Source organism: Nocardioides sp. Z22_16 (genome assembly GCF_058134365.1).
The window spans coordinates 488,950-506,290 of record NZ_JBYTTI010000005.1; the positions used below are offsets into that span (position 1 = coordinate 488,950).

The 17,341-nt window shown below is 71.4% G+C and carries 17 protein-coding genes and 2 tRNA genes; 2 read left to right on the forward strand and 17 right to left on the reverse strand.

Going from position 1 to position 17,341, the window contains the following annotated elements:
• Positions 1-35 precede the first annotated feature (35 nt).
• The 14 genes from AC3X7R_RS17495 to metG all read right to left on the reverse strand — a co-directional run bounded on the left by AC3X7R_RS17495 (position 36) and on the right by metG (position 12,417).
• The gene (locus AC3X7R_RS17495) at positions 36-932 is read right to left on the reverse strand and encodes a hypothetical protein (protein WP_489966956.1); all 897 of its coding nucleotides are present in this window, start codon (positions 930-932) and stop codon (positions 36-38) included.
• 164 nt (positions 933-1,096) lie between these two features.
• Positions 1,097-2,377 carry an ATP-dependent Clp protease ATP-binding subunit ClpX gene (gene clpX / locus AC3X7R_RS17500; RefSeq protein WP_489966957.1) on the reverse strand — a complete coding sequence of 427 codons (1,281 nt, stop codon included), beginning with the start codon at positions 2,375-2,377 and terminating at the stop codon, positions 1,097-1,099.
• Positions 2,378-2,506: 129 nt separating this feature from the next.
• The gene (locus AC3X7R_RS17505) at positions 2,507-3,115 is read right to left on the reverse strand and encodes an ATP-dependent Clp protease proteolytic subunit (RefSeq protein WP_489966958.1); all 609 of its coding nucleotides are present in this window, start codon (positions 3,113-3,115) and stop codon (positions 2,507-2,509) included.
• Between the two features lie 3 nt (positions 3,116-3,118).
• Positions 3,119-3,733: an ATP-dependent Clp protease proteolytic subunit gene (locus tag AC3X7R_RS17510; RefSeq protein WP_489967098.1), complete on the reverse strand. Its 615-nt coding sequence runs from the start codon at positions 3,731-3,733 to the stop codon at positions 3,119-3,121.
• 191 nt (positions 3,734-3,924) lie between these two features.
• Positions 3,925-4,635 (reverse strand): hypothetical protein, encoded by a 711-nt coding sequence (locus tag AC3X7R_RS17515; RefSeq protein ID WP_489966959.1) that lies wholly within the window; start codon positions 4,633-4,635, stop codon positions 3,925-3,927.
• A gap of 220 nt (positions 4,636-4,855) precedes the next feature.
• Entirely contained in the window at positions 4,856-6,271 is a 1,416-nt protein-coding gene (tig, locus tag AC3X7R_RS17520; protein WP_489966960.1) for a trigger factor, read from the reverse strand.
• Between the two features lie 43 nt (positions 6,272-6,314).
• Positions 6,315-6,387: transfer RNA gene (locus tag AC3X7R_RS17525), tRNA-Pro, on the reverse strand.
• Positions 6,388-6,422: 35 nt separating this feature from the next.
• Positions 6,423-6,496, reverse strand: a tRNA-Gly gene (locus AC3X7R_RS17530).
• A gap of 137 nt (positions 6,497-6,633) precedes the next feature.
• On the reverse strand, positions 6,634-7,725 hold the full coding sequence (locus tag AC3X7R_RS17535) for a PP2C family protein-serine/threonine phosphatase (RefSeq protein ID WP_489966961.1): 1,092 nt from the start codon (positions 7,723-7,725) through the stop codon (positions 6,634-6,636).
• Positions 7,718-8,602 carry an Fpg/Nei family DNA glycosylase gene (locus tag AC3X7R_RS17540; protein WP_489966962.1) on the reverse strand — a complete coding sequence of 295 codons (885 nt, stop codon included), beginning with the start codon at positions 8,600-8,602 and terminating at the stop codon, positions 7,718-7,720. The genes AC3X7R_RS17535 and AC3X7R_RS17540 overlap by 8 nt, the downstream gene beginning before the upstream one ends.
• Complete coding sequence (locus AC3X7R_RS17545; RefSeq protein ID WP_489966963.1) at positions 8,595-9,101, reverse strand: ribose-5-phosphate isomerase; 507 nt, start codon at positions 9,099-9,101, stop codon at positions 8,595-8,597. The genes AC3X7R_RS17540 and AC3X7R_RS17545 overlap by 8 nt, the downstream gene beginning before the upstream one ends.
• Before the next feature lie 35 nt (positions 9,102-9,136).
• Positions 9,137-10,036 carry an alpha/beta hydrolase gene (locus AC3X7R_RS17550; RefSeq protein ID WP_489966964.1) on the reverse strand — a complete coding sequence of 300 codons (900 nt, stop codon included), beginning with the start codon at positions 10,034-10,036 and terminating at the stop codon, positions 9,137-9,139.
• Positions 10,037-10,045: 9 nt separating this feature from the next.
• Positions 10,046-10,630: an LURP-one-related family protein gene (locus AC3X7R_RS17555; RefSeq protein WP_489966965.1), complete on the reverse strand. Its 585-nt coding sequence runs from the start codon at positions 10,628-10,630 to the stop codon at positions 10,046-10,048.
• Positions 10,627-12,417, reverse strand: a complete 1,791-nt coding sequence (metG, locus tag AC3X7R_RS17560; RefSeq protein WP_489966966.1) for a methionine--tRNA ligase — start codon at positions 12,415-12,417, stop codon at positions 10,627-10,629. The genes AC3X7R_RS17555 and metG overlap by 4 nt, the downstream gene beginning before the upstream one ends.
• Before the next feature lie 55 nt (positions 12,418-12,472).
• Here metG and AC3X7R_RS17565 point away from each other — a divergent pair, with 55 nt between their 5' ends.
• Entirely contained in the window at positions 12,473-13,168 is a 696-nt protein-coding gene (locus AC3X7R_RS17565) for a GOLPH3/VPS74 family protein (protein WP_489966967.1), read from the forward strand.
• Positions 13,169-13,217: 49 nt separating this feature from the next.
• On the opposite strand, the gene AC3X7R_RS17570 is transcribed toward AC3X7R_RS17565, so the two are convergent.
• Positions 13,218-13,829, reverse strand: a complete 612-nt coding sequence (locus AC3X7R_RS17570) for a mycothiol-dependent nitroreductase Rv2466c family protein (protein WP_489966968.1) — start codon at positions 13,827-13,829, stop codon at positions 13,218-13,220.
• Between the two features lie 69 nt (positions 13,830-13,898).
• Here AC3X7R_RS17570 and pepN point away from each other — a divergent pair, with 69 nt between their 5' ends.
• Entirely contained in the window at positions 13,899-16,466 is a 2,568-nt protein-coding gene (gene pepN / locus AC3X7R_RS17575; protein ID WP_489966969.1) for an aminopeptidase N, read from the forward strand.
• A 111-nt stretch (positions 16,467-16,577) separates the two neighbouring features.
• Here the strand turns inward: pepN and AC3X7R_RS17580 are convergent, their stop codons facing one another.
• A complete protein-coding gene (locus tag AC3X7R_RS17580; RefSeq protein WP_489966970.1) occupies positions 16,578-16,961 on the reverse strand; it encodes a DUF5130 family protein in 384 nt (127 codons plus the stop codon).
• Positions 16,948-17,325 carry a hypothetical protein gene (locus AC3X7R_RS17585; RefSeq protein ID WP_489966971.1) on the reverse strand — a complete coding sequence of 126 codons (378 nt, stop codon included), beginning with the start codon at positions 17,323-17,325 and terminating at the stop codon, positions 16,948-16,950. Before AC3X7R_RS17585 ends, AC3X7R_RS17580 begins: the two co-directional genes overlap by 14 nt.
• Between the last annotated feature and the right edge of the window lie 16 nt (positions 17,326-17,341).

The following is a 17,341-nucleotide window of genomic DNA, read 5'->3' on the forward strand; positions in this document are numbered from 1 at the left end:
CGGTGCGCCCGCCCTTGCTCGTGGGGCGGGCCGAGTCAGTCCCGCCCGGACCGCTGGTGGCCGGGGGCGAGCCCGGACCGCCCCGGGGAGGACGAGGACCAGCCCGACTGGTCGACCGGCTGGGTGGACGGGCTCGGGGAGCCGGGCGTGGTCGGCGCGACGGGGCTCGGAGGCAGCACCGACTGCGGCCCTCGGCCGGATGTGGGAGGAGCGACTGCGGGAACCGGGGCCTTCGCCGCGGGAGGAGCGGCCGCGGGAACCGGGGCCTTCGCCGTGGGAGGAGCGGCCGCGGGAACCGGGGCCTTCGCCACGGGCACCGGGGGCTGGGCAGGCGTTCCGCCCTTGGGCCCGCGACCTGCCGGCTGACCGGGCGTGCCCGGTGCACCCTTCGCGCCGTGGGTGGGCTTGGGCGCGGGAGCGACCGGCGGCTGGACGACCGGCGGGGTGGAGGGAGGGACCGTGGGCGGGGTCGTGGGCGGGGTCGTGGGCGGGGTCGTGGGCGGGGTCGTGGGCGGGGTCGTGGGCGGGGTCACGGGCGGCTCCGGCGGGACCTGCGTCCGCGGTTCGAACCTCCTGGGCGAGGGTGGCTCCTGGCGACGCTTGGCGCGGGGCTCCGGCGTGGCCCGGGGGCGGCGCACGGCGGTGCTCACGCCGGCGACGCGCCGGGCGACACCCGGGCGCGCGGTCGGCCGGTCCGGGGTCACCGCTGCCGGCGGCGCCTGGTCGTGGACGTTCTCCTCGTCGGCGGGCGCGGGCCGGGCCTTCTCCTGGCCGGCGTCCCGGTCCTGGTGACCCAGGCTGGACACCGGTCCCGGGAGCGCGCGCAGCACCCCGCCGATGGCCTCGCTGCGGACCGCATGCGCCAGGAAGAGGGCGCACAGCACCGTGACGGCGATGAAGGCGAACAACGGTCGCTTGTGCTCGGCGCTCATGCGAGGGTCCTGCTCCGTCCCGAGGTGGATCTGACCCGACAAGTGTGCGACGTGGAGCGGGGTCCCGGAGGCCAAAAGGACCAAATGGTCATAAGTGACTACTCGCCCCGGGCTCAACGGGTCACGCCACCGCGTGGCCTCTCAGGCTCTGCGGTGAGGGTGGCTCAGGCCGAGCGCTTCTTCTTCTCCGGCTCCCGGATCACCAGGGTGGGCGCCACGTCGTCGCGCACCACCTCGTTGGTCACGATCACCTTCGCGACGTCGCCGCGGGAGGGCACGTCGTACATGACGTGGAGCAGCACCTCCTCGATGATGGCGCGGAGCCCACGGGCCCCGGTGCCGCGCTCGAGTGCCTTCTCGGCGATCGCTGCGATCGCGTCCTCGGTGAACTCGAGCTCGACCCCGTCGAGCTCAAAGAGGCGCTGGTACTGCTTGACCAGCGCGTTGCGCGGCTCGGTCAGGATCTGGACGAGGGCCTCGATGTCCAGCTTGCTGACGCTCGCGATGAGCGGGAGCCGACCGATGAACTCCGGGATCAGGCCGAACTTGGTCAGGTCCTCGGGACGCACCTGGGCCATCAGGTCCTCGGCCTCGCGCTCGGCCTGGCCCCGCACCTCGGCGGTGAAGCCCAACGACTTCTTGCCGACGCGCTGCTCGACGATGTGCTCGAGCCCGGCGAAGGCACCACCCACGATGAAGAGGATGTTGGTGGTGTCGATCTGGATGAACTCCTGGTGCGGGTGCTTGCGACCACCCTGCGGCGGGACCGACGCGGTCGTGCCCTCCAGCATCTTGAGCAGGGCCTGCTGCACGCCCTCGCCCGAGACGTCACGGGTGATCGAGGGGTTCTCCGCCTTGCGGGCCACCTTGTCGATCTCGTCGATGTAGATGATGCCGGTCTCGGCCTTCTTGACGTCGTAGTCGGCGGCCTGGATCAGCTTGAGGAGGATGTTCTCCACGTCCTCGCCGACGTAGCCCGCCTCCGTCAGCGCGGTGGCGTCGGCGATGGCGAAGGGGACGTTGAGCATGCGGGCCAGCGTCTGGGCCAGGTAGGTCTTGCCGCAGCCGGTGGGGCCGATCACCAGGATGTTGGACTTGGCCACCTCGACGACCTCGTCCTTGTGGTGCTTGCCCGCGGTGCCGCTCAGCCCGGACTGGACCCGCTTGTAGTGGTTGTAGACCGCGACGGCCAACGACTTCTTGGCGTGCTCCTGCCCGATGACGTAGGAGTTGAGGAACTCGAAGATCTCCTTGGGCTTGGGCAGCTCCTCGAGCCCGACCTCGGTGCCCTCGGCGAGCTCCTCCTCGATGATCTCGTTGCACAGCTCGATGCACTCGTCACAGATGTAGACGTTTGGGCCGGCGATGAGCTTCTTGACCTGCTTCTGGCTCTTCCCGCAGAAGTTGCACTTCAACAGGTCACCGCCGTCACCGATGCGTGCCACGGGCGATCATCCTCCGGTTCGGCCGGGTGAGCCCGGCATGGTGCTTCGAAACTTCTTGACGGTACCCCGTGCCCGCCCCCGCCGGGGGCGGGACACGGAGACCCGACGTGACTGTGTCCGGACCGCTCGTCAGCCGAGGGCGAGCGCGCTCGAGCGCGGCGCCAGCACCGAGTCGATCAGACCGTAGTCGACCGCCTGGGCGGCGGTGAGGATCTTGTCGCGCTCGATGTCGCGGCTCACGGTCTCGATGTCCTTGCCGCTGTGCTCGGCGATCATCTTCTCCAGCAGCTCGCGCATCCGGAGGATCTCGTTGGCCTGGATCTCGATGTCGGAGGTCTGGCCGAACGTGCCCTCGGTGTAGGGCTGGTGGATCAGGATGCGGCTGTTGGGCAGGGCCATCCGCTTGCCCGGGGTGCCGGCGGCCAGCAGGATCGCGGCGGCGGAGGCCGCCTGGCCCAGGCAGACGGTCTGGACGTCGGGCTTGATGAACCGCATGGTGTCGTAGATGGCGGTCAGGGCCGTGAAGGAGCCGCCCGGGGAGTTGATGTAGATGGAGATGTCCTGGTCGGGGTTCATCGTCTCCAGGCAGAGCAGCTGCGCCATGACGGCGTTGGCCACGTCGTCGGAGATCGGCGAGCCGAGGAAGATGATGCGCTCCTCGAAGAGCTTCGCGTAGGGGTCGATCCGGCGGAACCCGTAGGAGGTCCGCTCCTCCCACTGCGGGATGTAGTAGTTCATCGATCAGTCCTTGTCGGAGTCGGTGGAGTGGGCGGGACGACCCTCGTCGGCGGCCTCGCGGGCGCTCTTGATGACCTGGTCGACCAAGCCGTAGTCGCGGGCCTGGTCGGCGGTGAACCACCGGTCGCGGTCCGCGTCGGCCTCCACCTGCTCGACGCTCTGGCCGGTGTGCTGGGCGATGAGCTCGAGCAGCACCTTCTTGATGTGCAGCGACTGCTGGGCCTGGATCTTGATGTCCGAGGCGGAGCCACCCATGCCGGAGGACGGCTGGTGCATCATGATGCGCGCGTGCGGCAGGGCGTAGCGCTTGCCCTTGGTGCCGGCGCAGAGCAGGAACTGACCCATCGACGCGGCCAGGCCCATGCCCACGGTCGCCACGTCGTTGGGGATGTAGTTCATGGTGTCGTAGATCGCCATCCCCGCGTCCACCGAGCCACCGGGGCTGTTGATGTGGAGGAAGATGTCGGCCTCTGGGTCCTCCGCGGAGAGCAGGAGGAGCTGGGCGCAGATCGCGTTGGCGTTCTGGTCGCGGACCTCGGAGCCGAGGAAGACGATCCGCTCCTTGAGGAGCCGCTGGTAGATGTGGTCGTCGAGCCCGTAGGAACCGCCGCCGTTCATCTGCGGCGTCGTCTGGGAAGCGCTGGAGTTCGGGTTCACGCCAGTGACACTAGCCCGTGGCTCCGACAGTTCCACGCGTTATCCACCCCTGTTCGCCCACAGCGCACAGCGGCCCGGACCGCGGGGTCCGCACCGCTGTGCCACGTGTCGGCCCGGCCGGGTACCGCCGGGCCCGTCCCTCCCCGGGCGCCTCAGCCGACCAGGTGGTTGCCGAAGAAGACGCAGGCGGGCGCGTCGTTGCGGTAGCCGATCCAGACGCTGACCACCTCGCCGGCCGCGGTCACGAACTCGGCGGTCGCCGAGCCCAGCCCGTCGCCGACGTTGGCCTCGAAGGTGACCCCGGTCGCCGACAGGTCGTTGGACCCGTTGGTGCGCAGGGCCTCGTTGTTGTCGATCGCGGTGGTCCGCAGCACCCCGCCGGGCACGGAGGAGGCCGCCCGGAGCCCGGGCAGGCCGCCCGCGCACGAGGCGGTGACGGTGAACCCGAGGTCGGAGACCAGGGTGGCCGGTGCACCGTCCGGCGCCACCCGGGCGACGAACTTCTTCACGTCCAGTCCCCCGACCTTGGCGGCGTTGGCGGCGTTCTGGGCATTGGTGGCCATCGTGGCGTTGTCGGCCAGCGTCGCCCGGTCGGCGACCAGGGCCCTGGTCGCCGTCTCCGCACTCCGGGCGGAGGCCACCGACAGCGTCGGCGCCTTGCGCTCCACCACCTTGGCGGCCTGCTGCCGCGCGATCTTCCTGGACAGCTTCGTGACTGCCTTGGTCTCGGCCCTCGAGAGGGCCGGCGCAGCCTGGTGGCGCTCCGACCTCTCCGACGGGCCCGCGGTGGCGTTGCTCCCCCACGCCACGCTGAGTGCCAGCACCGCCACCGCGAGCCCGGCGACGCCTCGGTTGTTCCTCATCATCTCGATCCCTCACCTTCGGCTCCGCGATGGTTCTCCGTCGGGCCGGGAGCCGGAGGGCGGGACGGAGTCCGCACGAGATGAGGCGGAACCTCCTTTGTAGACCCAGGGTCAACGTGCGCGCGTCCGTGATTCTGCGTATCCGCCGGCGCGCACCGACGACGAACGCCCCGCCGGCGACCTGGTGGTCGCCGACGGGGCGTCTCGCGGACGAGGAGGCTCAGGCCTTCTCGGAACCCTCGGAGTCGGAGTCCTCGGAGTCGGCCTCGGCAGCCGGCTCGGGGGCGTCGCCCTGCTCGGCGGGGTCGGCGATCGTGCCGTCGGGACGCAGGTTCTTCAGGTCGAGCGCGTTGCCCGAGGCATCCTTCACCTCGGCCGACTCCACCACCCGCGCCAGCGCCTTGCCGCGCAGGATCTCCTGCACGAGGTCGGGGATGTGGTTGTGCTCGAACATGTGGTTCGCGAACTCCTGCGGGTCCTGGCCGGACTGCTGGGCCCGCATGACCATGTGCTGGGAGAGATCGTTCTGGTCGACCCCCAGCTCCTCCTTCTTCGCGATGGCGTCGAGGACGAACTGAGCGGTGATCGCGTCGCGGACCCGGCGCTCGAGGTCGGCCTCGAACTCCTCCTGGGTCTGTCCCTCGTCCTCGAGGTACTTCTCCATGGTCATGCCGGCGTAGACCAGCTGCTGCTCGATGTTCTGGCGGCGCGCGTTGAGCTCGTCGGTGACCAGGGTGTCGGGCAGCGGGATGCTGACCTTCTCCAGCAGCGCCTCGAGGACGGCGTCGCGCGCGGCGGCCGCCTGCTCGAGCCGCTTGCCGCGGCCCAGGCGCTCGCGCACGTCGGCGGTGAGCTCCTCGACGGTGTCGAACTCGGAGGCCAGCTGGGCGAACTCGTCGTCGAGCTCGGGGAGCTGCTGCTCCTGCACGCCGGTCACCGTGACGGTCACCTCGACGTCGAGACCGACCAGGTCGCCGCCCACGAGCTGGGAGGAGAAGGTCTTCTCGTCGCCGGCGGACATGCCGACCAGCGCCTCGTCCAGGCCGTCGAGCATGCCGCCGCGACCGACCTTGTAGGACATCCCGGAGACCTCGCCGCCCTCGACGGTCTCGCCGTCCTGGTCGGCACGCAGGTCGATCGTGACGAAGTCGCCCTCGGCGGCCGGGCGCTCGACGTCCACCAGGGTGCCGAAGCGCTCACGCAGCGCCTCGACCTGCTCCTCGACGTCGGTGTCGGTGACCTCGGTGTCCTCGACCTCGGCCTGGACGCCGTCGTAGTCGGGAAGGTCGAACTGGGGCTTGATGTCGACCTCGGCGGAGAACTCCAGCAGCTCGTTGTCCTCCAGGCGCGTCACCTCGATCTCGGGCTGCGCCAGCGGCTCGAGCGCGTTCTCCTGCATCGCCTCGATGTACTTGGCGGGCACGACCTGGTTGATCGCCTCGTCGAGGACGACACCGCGGCCGACCTGGCGGTCGATCACGGCCGGCGGGACCTTGCCGCGCCGGAAGCCGGGGACGTTGATCTGCTGGGCGATCTTCTTGTACGCCGCGTCGAGGCTCGGCTTGAGCTCCTCGAAGGGCACCTCGACAGTCAGCTTGGCCCGGGTCGGGCTCAAGTTCTCGACGGCGCTCTTCACAGGTGGTCTCCTTCATCGGTGGTACGTGGTCGTCGTGCGGAAGTCGGGGCGACAGGACTCGAACCTGCGGTCTCCTGCTCCCAAAGCAGGCGCGCTAGCCACTACGCTACGCCCCGCCAAGTGCCCTCGGCCGTGCTGGTCAGGGGCTCCTTGGAGCGGATGACGGGAATCGAACCCGCGTAATCAGTTTGGAAGACTGAGGCTCTACCATTGAGCTACATCCGCGTGCACGCCTCACGGAGGGGTCGCCCCGCTGCGGAAATGCGCGCTGCCATGGTGCCACACACGGCCCCCCGATCCGTAACCGAGGGCGGCCCCTTCGGACCGGGTCTCGGTCGGGCCGGCGCCGGGGCGAAGGGTCGTCAGACCCGCAGGTGCGCCATGAGCAGGGCCCGGTCGTCGTCGGGCGAGCCCAGGGCGTCGATCAGTCGTGCCGCGCCGTCCTCGAAGTCGCCCCGCAGGATCCTCTCGGCCTGCCCCAGCATCCGGTCGATCCCCAGGACGATGTCCAGGCCGCGGTCCTCGACGAGACCGTCGGTGTAGAGGAGCATCGCGTCGCCCGGGCGCAGCTGCCCCGTGGCCGCCGGGTAGGAGGCGTCGTCGATCAGCCCCAGCAGCGGTCCGTGGGCCTCGACGACGCTCCAGCGCCCCGTGCCCGCGTCGTGGACAGCCGGCGGGGGGTGTCCGGCGGAGCGGAGCTCGAAGCGCCCGGTGGAGAGGTCGAGCGAGAGGTGGACCGCCGTGGCGAACCCCTCCTCCCAGTCCTGCCGCAGCAGGTAGGCGTTGGCGGCGGGGAGGAACTCCGCCGGCTCCATCGCCCCCAGCAGGCCGCCGAAGGCGCCCGAGAGGAGCAGGGCGCGGGTGCCCGCGTCCTCGCCCTTGCCGGAGACGTCGACCACGGCGACCTCGAGCCGGTCCGCGGCGGACCGGCTGGCGACCACGAAGTCCCCCGCGAACGGTGTCCCTCCGGCCGAGCGCAGCTCCCAGGCGACGTCCCAGCACGGGGGCAGGGGCGGGATCGCGCCCTGCTTGAGGATGCGGTCGCGCAGGTCGACCAGCATCGACTCCCCCATCATCCCCGGCACCCCGAGCCGGGAGCGCCGGAACGAGCCGAGCAGGACGATGAAGCCCAGGCCGAACATCACCGCGACGCTCACGGCCACCAGGAGCGTCACCCGTGGCTGCTGGGTCACGGTGACCGCCAGGGTCAGCAGCACGAAGACGATGAACCACGGGAGCTGTCGAGGCCCCAGCACCAGGCTGGCGACGACCATCGGCAGGACGAGGAGGATCAGCGGCGCCACGGTCGGCAGGCCGATGATGGCCGCCGCCATCAGCAGCGTCACGACGACCAGCAGCACCAGCTCGTCGGACATGCCGGTGCGCACGGCTCGCTGGTAGCGCCGGCGGACTCGTCGGGTCGAGGCGGCCAGCACCGAGTTCGCTTCAGCCATGGGTTTCCTCGCGTGCGGGTGTCTGTGAGCCTAGGCCCCGCGACCTGAACCGGGGCTGGCACCGACTGCACCAGAAGAGGTTCCTCCCGGCAAGCACCTCGGTGCGCACCGCCGTGCCGCACACCAGGCACGGCTGGCCGGTCCGGCGGTAGACGTAGACCTCCCCGCCGTGGTCGTCGCGCCGGGCCGGACGACCCATCGCCTCGGGCGTGTGCTCGGGCCGCACCGTGTCGATCCGGCCCAGCCGCACACCCTCGGCCATCAGGGCGACCAGGTCCTCCCACAGGGCCAGGAACTGGCCGCGGCGCAGGGTGTTGCCCGGACGCAGCGGGTGGAGCCGCTGCCGGAACAGCACCTCGGCGCGGTAGACGTTGCCGACCCCGGCCAGCACCGACTGGTCCATCAGCAGGTCGCCGATCGGGCGAGGGCTACGGCGGACCCGCTCCCAGGCCGGTCCGGGATCGGCGTCGGGACGCAGCGGGTCGGGACCCAGGCGCGCGAGGACCTGCTCCACGGCCGCCCGGCCCACCAGGTCGCACCGGGTGGCGCCCCGCAGGTCGGCGTAGGCGAAGGCGGAGGGCCCGGTGACGGCCACCAGCCGGAGCCGGACCTGTCCCACCGGGGGCGGGACCTCCGCGACGTCGCGGTGCACCGAGAAGCCGCCGTACAGCCCGAGGTGGACGTGGACGAAGCGGTCGCCGGCGAGCTCGACGAAGAGGTGCTTGCCCGCGGAGTCGGCGCCGACCAGCAGCGAGCCGTCGAGCTGGCGCGCCTCGGCCTCGAAGCGCCCTTGGGGGCTGGACACGGCGACGACGTGTCCGGTGAACGTGCGGCCCAGGTCGTCGGCGAGCCGTCGGAGGGTGTGCCCCTCAGGCATCCGGCCCCTTCAGGGCCGACTCCGGGAGCGGCGGGAGGTCGCGGGTCTGCTCGTAGTCGGCCATCTGGGCGATCCGGCGCACGTGCCGCTCGTCCCCGGTGAAGGGGGTGGTGAGGAAGACCTCGACGAAGCGGGTCATCTCCTCCAGGGTGTGCATGCGGCCGCCGACGGAGACGACGTTGGCGTCGTTGTGCTCCTTGGCGAGCGCCGCGGTCTCCTCCGACCACGCGAGCGCGCAGCGGACCCCGAGGACCTTGTTGGCGGCGATCTGCTCCCCGTTGCCGGAGCCGCCGATCACCACGCCGAGGCTGTCGAGCCCCTCGGCGCGCTCCGCGGCGACCGCCTCGGCCGCACGCAGGCAGAAGACGGGGTAGTCGTCGAGGGCGTCGTAGACGAAGGGGCCGTGGTCGACGACCTCGTGGCCGGCGTCCACCAGCCAGTTCGTCAGGTGGTCCTTGAGCTCGAGGCCGGCATGGTCAGATCCGAGGTGCACGCGCATGACGGCATTCTCTCACCCGTGGGCGCGGCGGCTCCTCACAGGTGCTGGCGCAAGAAGCCCGCCACCTGCCCCATCAGCGGCTCGGCGGCGTCGAAGGCGTCCGGGTGACGCCAGAACCCGTGCAGCATCCCCAGGTAGCGGGTGCCCACCACCTCCACGCCGAGCTCGGCCAGCCGGGCGGCGAGCAGCTCGCCCTCGTCACGCAGCGGGTCGTGCTCGGCGGTCACCACCAGGGTCGGTGGCAGGGTGCCGAGCCGGTCGGAGCGCAGCGGGGCGAGGTCCGGGTCGTCGAGGTCGTGGGGAGAGGCGGCGTACTGGTCCCAGTACCAGCGCGCCTGCGCCGGCTCGAAGCCCTCCACCTCGGTGCGGTAGGACTCCCCCGCCATCGTGGGGTCGAGGAAGGGGTAGATGAGGACGAGCGCGGCGAAGCGTCCGGGGTGGCGCAGCGCGGCGACCAGGGCCAGGTTGGCGCCGGCGCTGTCCCCGTGGGCGAAGAGCCGCGTGCCGGGCCCCAGGCCGAGCTCCGCCAGGCCGCCGGCGTCCAGCCAGGAGACCACCGCCGAGACGTCGTCGGGAGCGGCCGGGAACCGGTGCTCGGGCGGACGCCGGTAGTCGACGCTGAGCACCGCGAGGCCCGAGCGGTTGGCCAGCCGGCGCGCGGAGGCGTCGTGCACCTCGACGTCGTTGAGCACGAACCCGCCGCCGTGCAGGTGCAGGACCAGCCCGGTTCCCGGGTCGCCCGCCGGTCGGTAGAACCGTGCGGGCACCCCGGCGGCCTCCACGTCGCGGACCTCGGCGACCTCCTCGCGCGGCGCGGCGAGCGCCGCAGCGCGGTCGGCCGCCCGGGAGGCCGCCACGTCGAAGCCGGGGTCGGTCACCGACGGCTCATCGGCGGCGGCCTCCAGCGCGGCCCGCGCCTGTGGATGCAGCACCATCTCTCCCCCTCAGCGGCCCATCAGGGCGTCCATCGCCACCGCGACGGCGGCGGCGACCCGGAAGTCCACGCGCGGGTCCGGCACGTCCACGGTGTAGCGGTCGGTCAGGCTCCGCTGTCGCGAGACCGAGATCAGCGGCGCCCCGCCCGGGTCGACGAAGTCGAAGTGGATCGGCAGGAACGGCACGTCGGTGAACCGGCGCACCAGCGCGACCAGGAGGCTCCGCTCCTGCCCCGTGCCGGTGTAGCCGGGGCCCTCGAGGTGGAACGTCGAGCGCAGCAGGCTGGCGCCGAAGTTCTTGCGGAAGAACCCCAGCGGGGCGCCCGCCCCGTCGGTGATGTCGTAGCCCGCCCCGAGGTCCATCGCCTGACGGGCCTTGAACCCGAAGACCGCCTGGCCGCGGGTCGGGTCGCTCCAGAAGGTCACCTGCTCCTTGAACGCGAAGCGCTTCTGCTCGGCGAAGGCCAGCAGGGCACCCGGCGAGCCGTCCGGCTCGGCCGCCTGCACGTCGTAGCGGTTGACCATCATGGTGATCTGCTGCCGGAGGTAGAACCGGGGAACGTGCCGGACGGGCTGCCCTGCGGGTGCGGTCATGCCAGGCCCAGCCGGGCGAGCTCGTCGTCCACCAGCGTGGGGTCGAGCTTGGTGAAGACCGGTGCCGGCTTCTCCACCGGGGTGCCCACCACCACCGGCCTGCTCGCCCAGGCACGGATCGAGGTGTAGTCGCCGGTGATCACCGGGTATCCCGCCCCGCCGTCGAGGTCGTCGACCTCCTCGATCCGAGGCAGCGGCTGCACGGTGCCGTCGCCCCCGAGCGCCCGGTCCACCTCGTTGGCGGTGAACGGCAGGAACGGGCTGAGCACGGTGTTGAGGTCCTGGACGCACTGGGTCATCACGTGCAGCACGGTCGCCAGCCTGGCCGGGTCGTCCTTGATCTTCCAGGGCTCGGAGTCGGTGACGTACTTGTTGACCTCCGCCACGGCGCGCATCGCCTCGGTGATGGCGTGGCGCATCCGGTTCCGCCCGATCTGACCGCCGACGGTGTCGAAGGCCTCCGCGCAGGTGGCCAGGATCGCCCGGTCGGCGTCGGTGAGCTCGCCGGCGGCGGGGATCTCCCCGAAGTTCCTGGCGACCAGGGTGGCGGTGCGGCTGACCAGGTTGCCCCAGCCCGCCACCAGCTCGGAGTTGGTGCGCTGCACGAACTCGGCCCAGGAGAAGTCGGAGTCCTGGTTCTCCGGGCCGGCGGCGGCGACGAAGTAGCGGAAGGCGTCGGCCTGGTAGCGCGACAGGAGGTCGGCCACGTAGATGACGACCTTCTTGGAGGAGGAGAACTTGCGTCCCTCCATGGTGAGGAACTCCGAGCTCACCACCTCGGTGGGGAGGTTGAGGACGCCGTAGTCGTGCACCTCGCCGCCCTTGCTGCCCTGGCCGTTGTAGGCGAGGAGCTCCGCGGGCCAGATCTGGCTGTGGAAGGTGATGTTGTCCTTGCCCATGAAGTAGTAGGACAGGGCCTCGGGGTCGTTCCACCACTGGCGCCAGGCCTCGGGGTCGCCGGTGCGACGGGCCCACTCGATGGAGGCCGAGAGGTAGCCGATGACGGCGTCGAACCAGACGTAGAGCTTCTTGGTCGGGTTGTCGACCCACTCAGGCAGCGGCACCGCGATGCCCCAGTCGATGTCCCGGGTCATGGCACGCGGCCGGATCTCGGAGAGGATGTTCTTGGAGAACTTGATGACGTTGGGGCGCCAGGTCCCCGACGCGTCCCGCTCGTCGAGCCAGGCCCCCAGCGCGTCGGCCAGGGCGGGCAGGTCCAGGAAGAAGTGCTGGGTCTCGACGAACTCCGGCTTCTCGCCGTTGATCCGCGAGACCGGGTCGATCAGGTCGTGCGGGTCGAGCTGGTTGCCGCAGGCGTCGCACTGGTCGCCGCGGGCGCCCGGGGTGCCGCAGATCGGGCAGGTGCCCTCGATGTAGCGGTCGGGCAGGGTGCGTCCGGTCGACGGCGAGATGGCGCCGTACGTCGTCTGCTCGACGAAGTAGCCGTTCTCGTACACCCCGCGGAACATCTCCTGCACCACCGCGTGGTGGTTGCGCGTCGTGGTGCGGGTGTACATGTCGTAGGAGAGCCCGAGACCGACCAGGTCCTCCACGATGAGCCGGTGGTTCTTGTCGGCCAGCTCCTGGGGCGTCATCCCGGCCTCGTCCGCCGCGATCAGGATCGGGGTGCCGTGCTCGTCGGAGCCCGAGACCATGAGCACGTCGTGCCCTGCCATCCGCATGTACCGACTGAAGACGTCGGAGGGGACGCCGAACCCGGCCACGTGGCCGATGTGGCGCGGGCCGTTGGCGTAGGGCCAGGCGACTGCGGAGAGGACTTTGGTCATGGAGCGATCCTAGTGAGGCTCGCCCACCGCTCCCCCGCCGGTTAGGTTGCCAGGCATGAGCCCCGACCAGACGCTGATCGCCGAGGACCTGCTCCTGCTGCTGATGGACGACGAGAAGGGGCGGCTCGCCGCCGCCGCCCAGTCGCGCCCGCTCTTCGGGGGCGCCCTGCTCGTCGAGCTGGCGCTGGACGAGGCCGTCGAGGTCGAGGAGAAGCGCGGCCTCCTGCACACCCCCAAGGTGCACGCGCGGCAACCACGCTCCCAGGCGCGGCGCGACCCGCTGCTGGCCGAGGCCTGGCAGACGGTCGCGCAGAAGCCGCGCACCGCCCCCGACCTGGTCAACCGGATCGGCAAGGACGTGCGCGAGGCGCTCCAGGAGCGCCTGGTGGCGCGCGGCATCCTCGAGGTCCGCGAGACCCGGATCCTCGGCCTCTTCCCCAGCCGCACCTGGCCCGCCGCGGACCTGCGGCACGAGCAGCAGCTCCGCCAGCGGCTGCAGGACTGCCTGGTGGCCGGCGTGGATCCGGACGCCCGGACCGCGGCGCTGGTGTCGCTGCTCGCCGCGGTCGACCACGCGTACAAGGTGGTGGACCGCGGCGCGCTCAGCAAGGGCGAGGTGCGCAAGCGCGCGAAGCAGATCGCGGAGGGCGCCTGGGCGGCGAAGGCGGTGCGCGACGCCGTCGCCGCCTCCCAGGCGGCCATCACCGCGGCGATGGTGGCGTCCTCGGCGGCCGCCGCAGGCAGCAGCTGAGGCGCCTCAGGGCGCCGAGTCAGAACGCCGGGTCAGGGCGCCGAGCGGATCAGCTGAAGTCCAGCTCGCCGGTGCGCGACCGCTTCAGCTCGTAGAAGTACGGCACCTTCGCCACCGCCACGCACCCGTCCCAGAGGTCGCCGGCCTCCTGGCCGCGCGGGATCTTCGAGAGCACCGGACCGAAGAAGGCCGCCCCCTCGATGGCGATGGTGGGGGTGCCCACCTCGTCGCCGACCTGGTCCATCCCCTCGTGGTGGGACTTGGCCACCGCCTCGTCGTAGGAGGAGTCGTCCATCGCCTCGACCAGGTCGGCCTCGAGGCCGGCCTCGGCGACGGCGGCCGCGATGAGCTCGCGGCTGATCGGCTGCTCCTGGAGGTGGATCCGGTTGCCGAGCGCCGTGTAGAGCGGGAGCAGCACGCCGCGGCCGTGCCGCTGCTCCGCCGCGATGCAGACACGCACCGGCCCCCAGGCCGGCTCGAGCATCTTCCGGTACTCGGCGGGGATGTCCTTGTCCTTGTTGAGGTAGGCCAGGCTCATCACGTGCCAGGTGACCTCGATGTCGCGCACCTGCTCCACCTCGAGGATCCACCGTGAGGTGATCCACGCGAACGGGCAGAGCGGATCGAACCAGAAATCGGCCTTCGTCTTGGAGTTCGTCACCCCCGAAGTCAAGCAGACGCGCCACAGCCACCCCTGGACGCCGTGGTCGGCAGTGACATGATGAACACCATGCCCGGAACCAACCTCACCAGGGACGAGGCCGCCACCCGCGCCGCTCTCCTGGACGTGACGTCCTACACCGTCGAGCTCGACCTCACCACCAGTGAGAAGACCTTCGGCTCCACCACCACCCTGGAGTTCACCTGCCGGGAGCCCGGCGCGAGCACCTTCGCCGACCTGGTGGACGCAGTGGTGCACGAGATCACCCTGAACGGCCGGTCGCTGGACCCCGCGACGGCGTACGCCGACAGCCGGATCGCCCTCGACGACCTGCAGGCCGACAACGTGCTGGTGGTCCGCGCCGACTGCACCTACAGCCACACCGGCGAGGGGCTCCACCGGTTCGTCGATCCCGCGGACGACCGGGTCTACCTCTACAGCCAGTTCGAGGTGCCGGACGCACGTCGCGTCTTCACCACCTTCGAGCAGCCCGACCTGAAGTCGAGCTTCACCTTCCACGTCACCGCCCCCGAGCACTGGAAGGTGGTCTCCAACTCCCCCAGCCCCACCCCCGTTCCGCTCGGCGAGGGCAAGGCGGTGTGGCGCTTCGAGCCGACCGTCCGGATGTCCACCTACATCACCGCGGTGGTGGCCGGCGAGTACCACGAGGTCCTCGACACCTACGAGGGGAAGTTCGGCACCATCCCGCTCGGTCACTACTGCCGCCAGTCGCTGGTGGAGCTGATGGACACCGAGGAGCTGGTGCGCACGACGCGCGCGAGCTTCGAGTTCTTCGAGGAGAAGTTCGACTTCCCCTACCCCTTCGGCAAGTACGACCAGCTCTACGTGCCGGAGTACAACATGGGCGCGATGGAGAACGCCGGGTGCGTCACCCTCCGTGACGAGTACCTGCCTCGCAGCCGCCAGCCGCGCTCGTTCTACGAGTTCCGCACCTCGGTGATCACCCACGAGATGGCGCACATGTGGTTCGGCAACCTCGTGACCATGCGGTGGTGGGACGACCTGTGGCTCAACGAGTCGTTCGCGGAGTGGGCCTGCTACTGGTGCGAGGCCGAGGCCACGGAGTTCACCGACGCCTGGACCGGCTTCGCCAACGCGCGCAAGCAGACCGGCTACCGCGCCGACCAGCTGCCCAGCACCCACCCGATCGCCGCGGACAACGTCGACCTGCACGCGGTCGAGGTCAACTTCGACATGATCACCTACGCCAAGGGCGCCTCGGTGCTCAAGCAGCTGGTGGCCTGGGTCGGCCTGGATCCCTTCGTCGCCGGGCTGCGCCAGTACTTCAAGGACCACGCCTTCGGCAACGCCGAGTTCGGCGACCTGCTCGCGGCGCTGGAGAAGTCCTCGGGCCGCGAGCTCCAGGGCTGGGCGCGCGAGTGGCTCCAGACCGCCGGGGTCAACACCCTGCGCCCCGCCTTCGAGCTGGGCGAGGACGGCGCCTACTCCTCCTTCTCGGTCCTGCAGAGCGCGGCGCCCGAGCAGCCGACCCTGCGTCGCCACCGGCTGGGCATCGGCCTCTACGACTCGGTGCCCGGTGAGGACGGTCAGCAGCGCCTGGTCCGGCGCGACTACCTGGAGGTCGACGTCGAGGGCGAGGCCACCGAGGTGCCCGAGCTGGTGGGCGTGCGCCAGCCGGCGCTGCTGCTCCTCAACGACGAGGACCACGCCTACGCCAAGATCCGGCTCGACGAGCGCTCCCTGGCCACCGCGGTCGAGGGGCTCTCCCGGGTCGACGACTCGCTGGCCCGTGCGCTGGTGTGGGGAGCCACCTGGGACATGACCCGCGACGGCGAGCTCCCGGCCCGCGACTTCGTGCGGCTGGTGCTCGCCAACATCGGGCACGAGACCGACTCCTGGGGCGTCACCCGGATCCCGGTCTCGGCCGCGATGGCGGTCAACCTCTACTCCGACCCGGCCACCCGCCCCCAGCTGCGGGCGGAGTGGGAGGCCGGGCTCCGCGCCCTGCTCCTCGCCGCGGAGGCGGGCAGCGACCACCAGCTCACCTTCGCCCGCTCCTACGCCGCGGCGGCCCGCTCCGACTACGCCCTGGCGGACGTGGCCGGGCTCCTCGACGGCTCCGTCGTCATCGACGGTCTCGCCGTCGACCAGGACCTGCGCTGGGCGCTGCTGACCTCGCTGGCCGCCGCCGGCCGTGTCGACGACGCCGCGATCGACGCCGAGCTCGCGCGGGACGCGACGATCGAGGGCAAGGAGAAGGCCGCCGCGGCGCGCGTCGCCCAGCCCACCGCTCAGGCCAAGGCCGCCGGGTGGGCCGCGATCATGGACCCGGCGACCCCCAACGAGACCTCCCGGGAGATGGTCTTCTCCATCTTCCGCGCCGGCCAGGAGGAGGTCGTGGCCCCCTACCTGGAGAAGTACCTGGAGGCGGCCGACACCCTCATCGACACCCTCGGCTTCCACAAGGCCTCGACGGTGCTCGAGCACGGCTTCCCCAAGGTCCTGGCCTCGCGCGAGCTGGCGACGCGGGTCCGCGCCTGGCTCGAGGGCTCGAGCGCGCCGATGGGCGCCCAGCGGTACGCGCGGGAGGGGCTGGCCGACGTGGAGCGCGCGCTCGCCGCCCAGGAGTGCGACGCCCGGGCCGCGGCCGGCTGACCGGCACGGTCGGCCCCGCCGACGACGAGAAGGAGCCCGGACCAGGACGGTCCGGGCTCCTTCTCGTCGGTGCCCGACGCGGATCGCGGAGCGACCCGGGGGCGGCTGAGATCAGTTGCGCGCGTGGAGCGTGCGGGGCCCGACGGCGTGCTCGGCCAGCAGCGTGATGCCCCGCTTGAGGCCGCCGACCTCGTCGCCCTCGGCGAAGTCGGCCTGCATCGCGACCACGGCCAGGGCCACCTGGTCGTCGGTGAGGTGCCGGCGCACCTCGCGGCCGGTCACCACCTCCAGGATCCGGGCCATCGGGTCCACCACGATCAGCACGCTGCGCTCGGGGGTGGACAGGGCAGCGTGCAGCCGCTCGGCGAACGGGCGCGGGGGGCCGTCGACGACCCCACGGAAGAGGGAGAACTCGAACCTGGTGGCCTGTTCGGCCGCGCGGATCGTCCGGTCGAGCTCGGCCTGCTGCCGGGCGGTCAGCTCACCAGCTGCCACTGGCCCCACCGGTCTCCTTGGCCGGCGGTGCCGACTCCTCGAGCTCGGCACGGCCGCCGCGCGGTCCACCCAGCCACTGGTCCTCGACCGGGGCGGAGCGGGTCGAGATCTTCTCGCCGCGCGCCAGGATGGGGGCGTAGAAGAGCAGGGTCACCAGCGCCACGCCGCCGAGCGGCAGGAGGACCAGCAGGATCAGGAAGTCCAGGGCGGAGACCGGGTCGGGCTCCGACCAGCCCTCCGGGACGTCGGCGAGGGCCGGCGCGGCGAGCAGCACGGAGCCGGCCACGACCACCGGGACGATCAGGCGCAGCGACGAGCGCAGGACGCGGGCGGGGCTGGTCTCGGAGGAGGTCGTGGAGGTCACGCTGACCAGGATATCG

Coding starts and splice junctions, on each gene's coding strand:
- AC3X7R_RS17495 (WP_489966956.1), bottom strand. CDS start 932: ATGAGCGCCGAGCACAAGCGACCGTTGTTCGCCTTCATCGCCGTCACG.
- pepN (WP_489966969.1), top strand. CDS start 13,899: ATGCCCGGAACCAACCTCACCAGGGACGAGGCCGCCACCCGCGCCGCT.
- AC3X7R_RS17540 (WP_489966962.1), bottom strand. CDS start 8,602: ATGCCTGAGGGGCACACCCTCCGACGGCTCGCCGACGACCTGGGCCGC.
- AC3X7R_RS17550 (WP_489966964.1), bottom strand. CDS start 10,036: ATGGTGCTGCATCCACAGGCGCGGGCCGCGCTGGAGGCCGCCGCCGAT.
- AC3X7R_RS17505 (WP_489966958.1), bottom strand. CDS start 3,115: ATGAACTACTACATCCCGCAGTGGGAGGAGCGGACCTCCTACGGGTTC.
- AC3X7R_RS17545 (WP_489966963.1), bottom strand. CDS start 9,101: ATGCGCGTGCACCTCGGATCTGACCATGCCGGCCTCGAGCTCAAGGAC.
- AC3X7R_RS17555 (WP_489966965.1), bottom strand. CDS start 10,630: ATGACCGCACCCGCAGGGCAGCCCGTCCGGCACGTTCCCCGGTTCTAC.
- AC3X7R_RS17510 (WP_489967098.1), bottom strand. CDS start 3,733: ATGAACGGCGGCGGTTCCTACGGGCTCGACGACCACATCTACCAGCGG.
- AC3X7R_RS17515 (WP_489966959.1), bottom strand. CDS start 4,635: ATGAGGAACAACCGAGGCGTCGCCGGGCTCGCGGTGGCGGTGCTGGCA.
- metG (WP_489966966.1), bottom strand. CDS start 12,417: ATGACCAAAGTCCTCTCCGCAGTCGCCTGGCCCTACGCCAACGGCCCG.
- AC3X7R_RS17535 (WP_489966961.1), bottom strand. CDS start 7,725: ATGGCTGAAGCGAACTCGGTGCTGGCCGCCTCGACCCGACGAGTCCGC.
- AC3X7R_RS17565 (WP_489966967.1), top strand. CDS start 12,473: ATGAGCCCCGACCAGACGCTGATCGCCGAGGACCTGCTCCTGCTGCTG.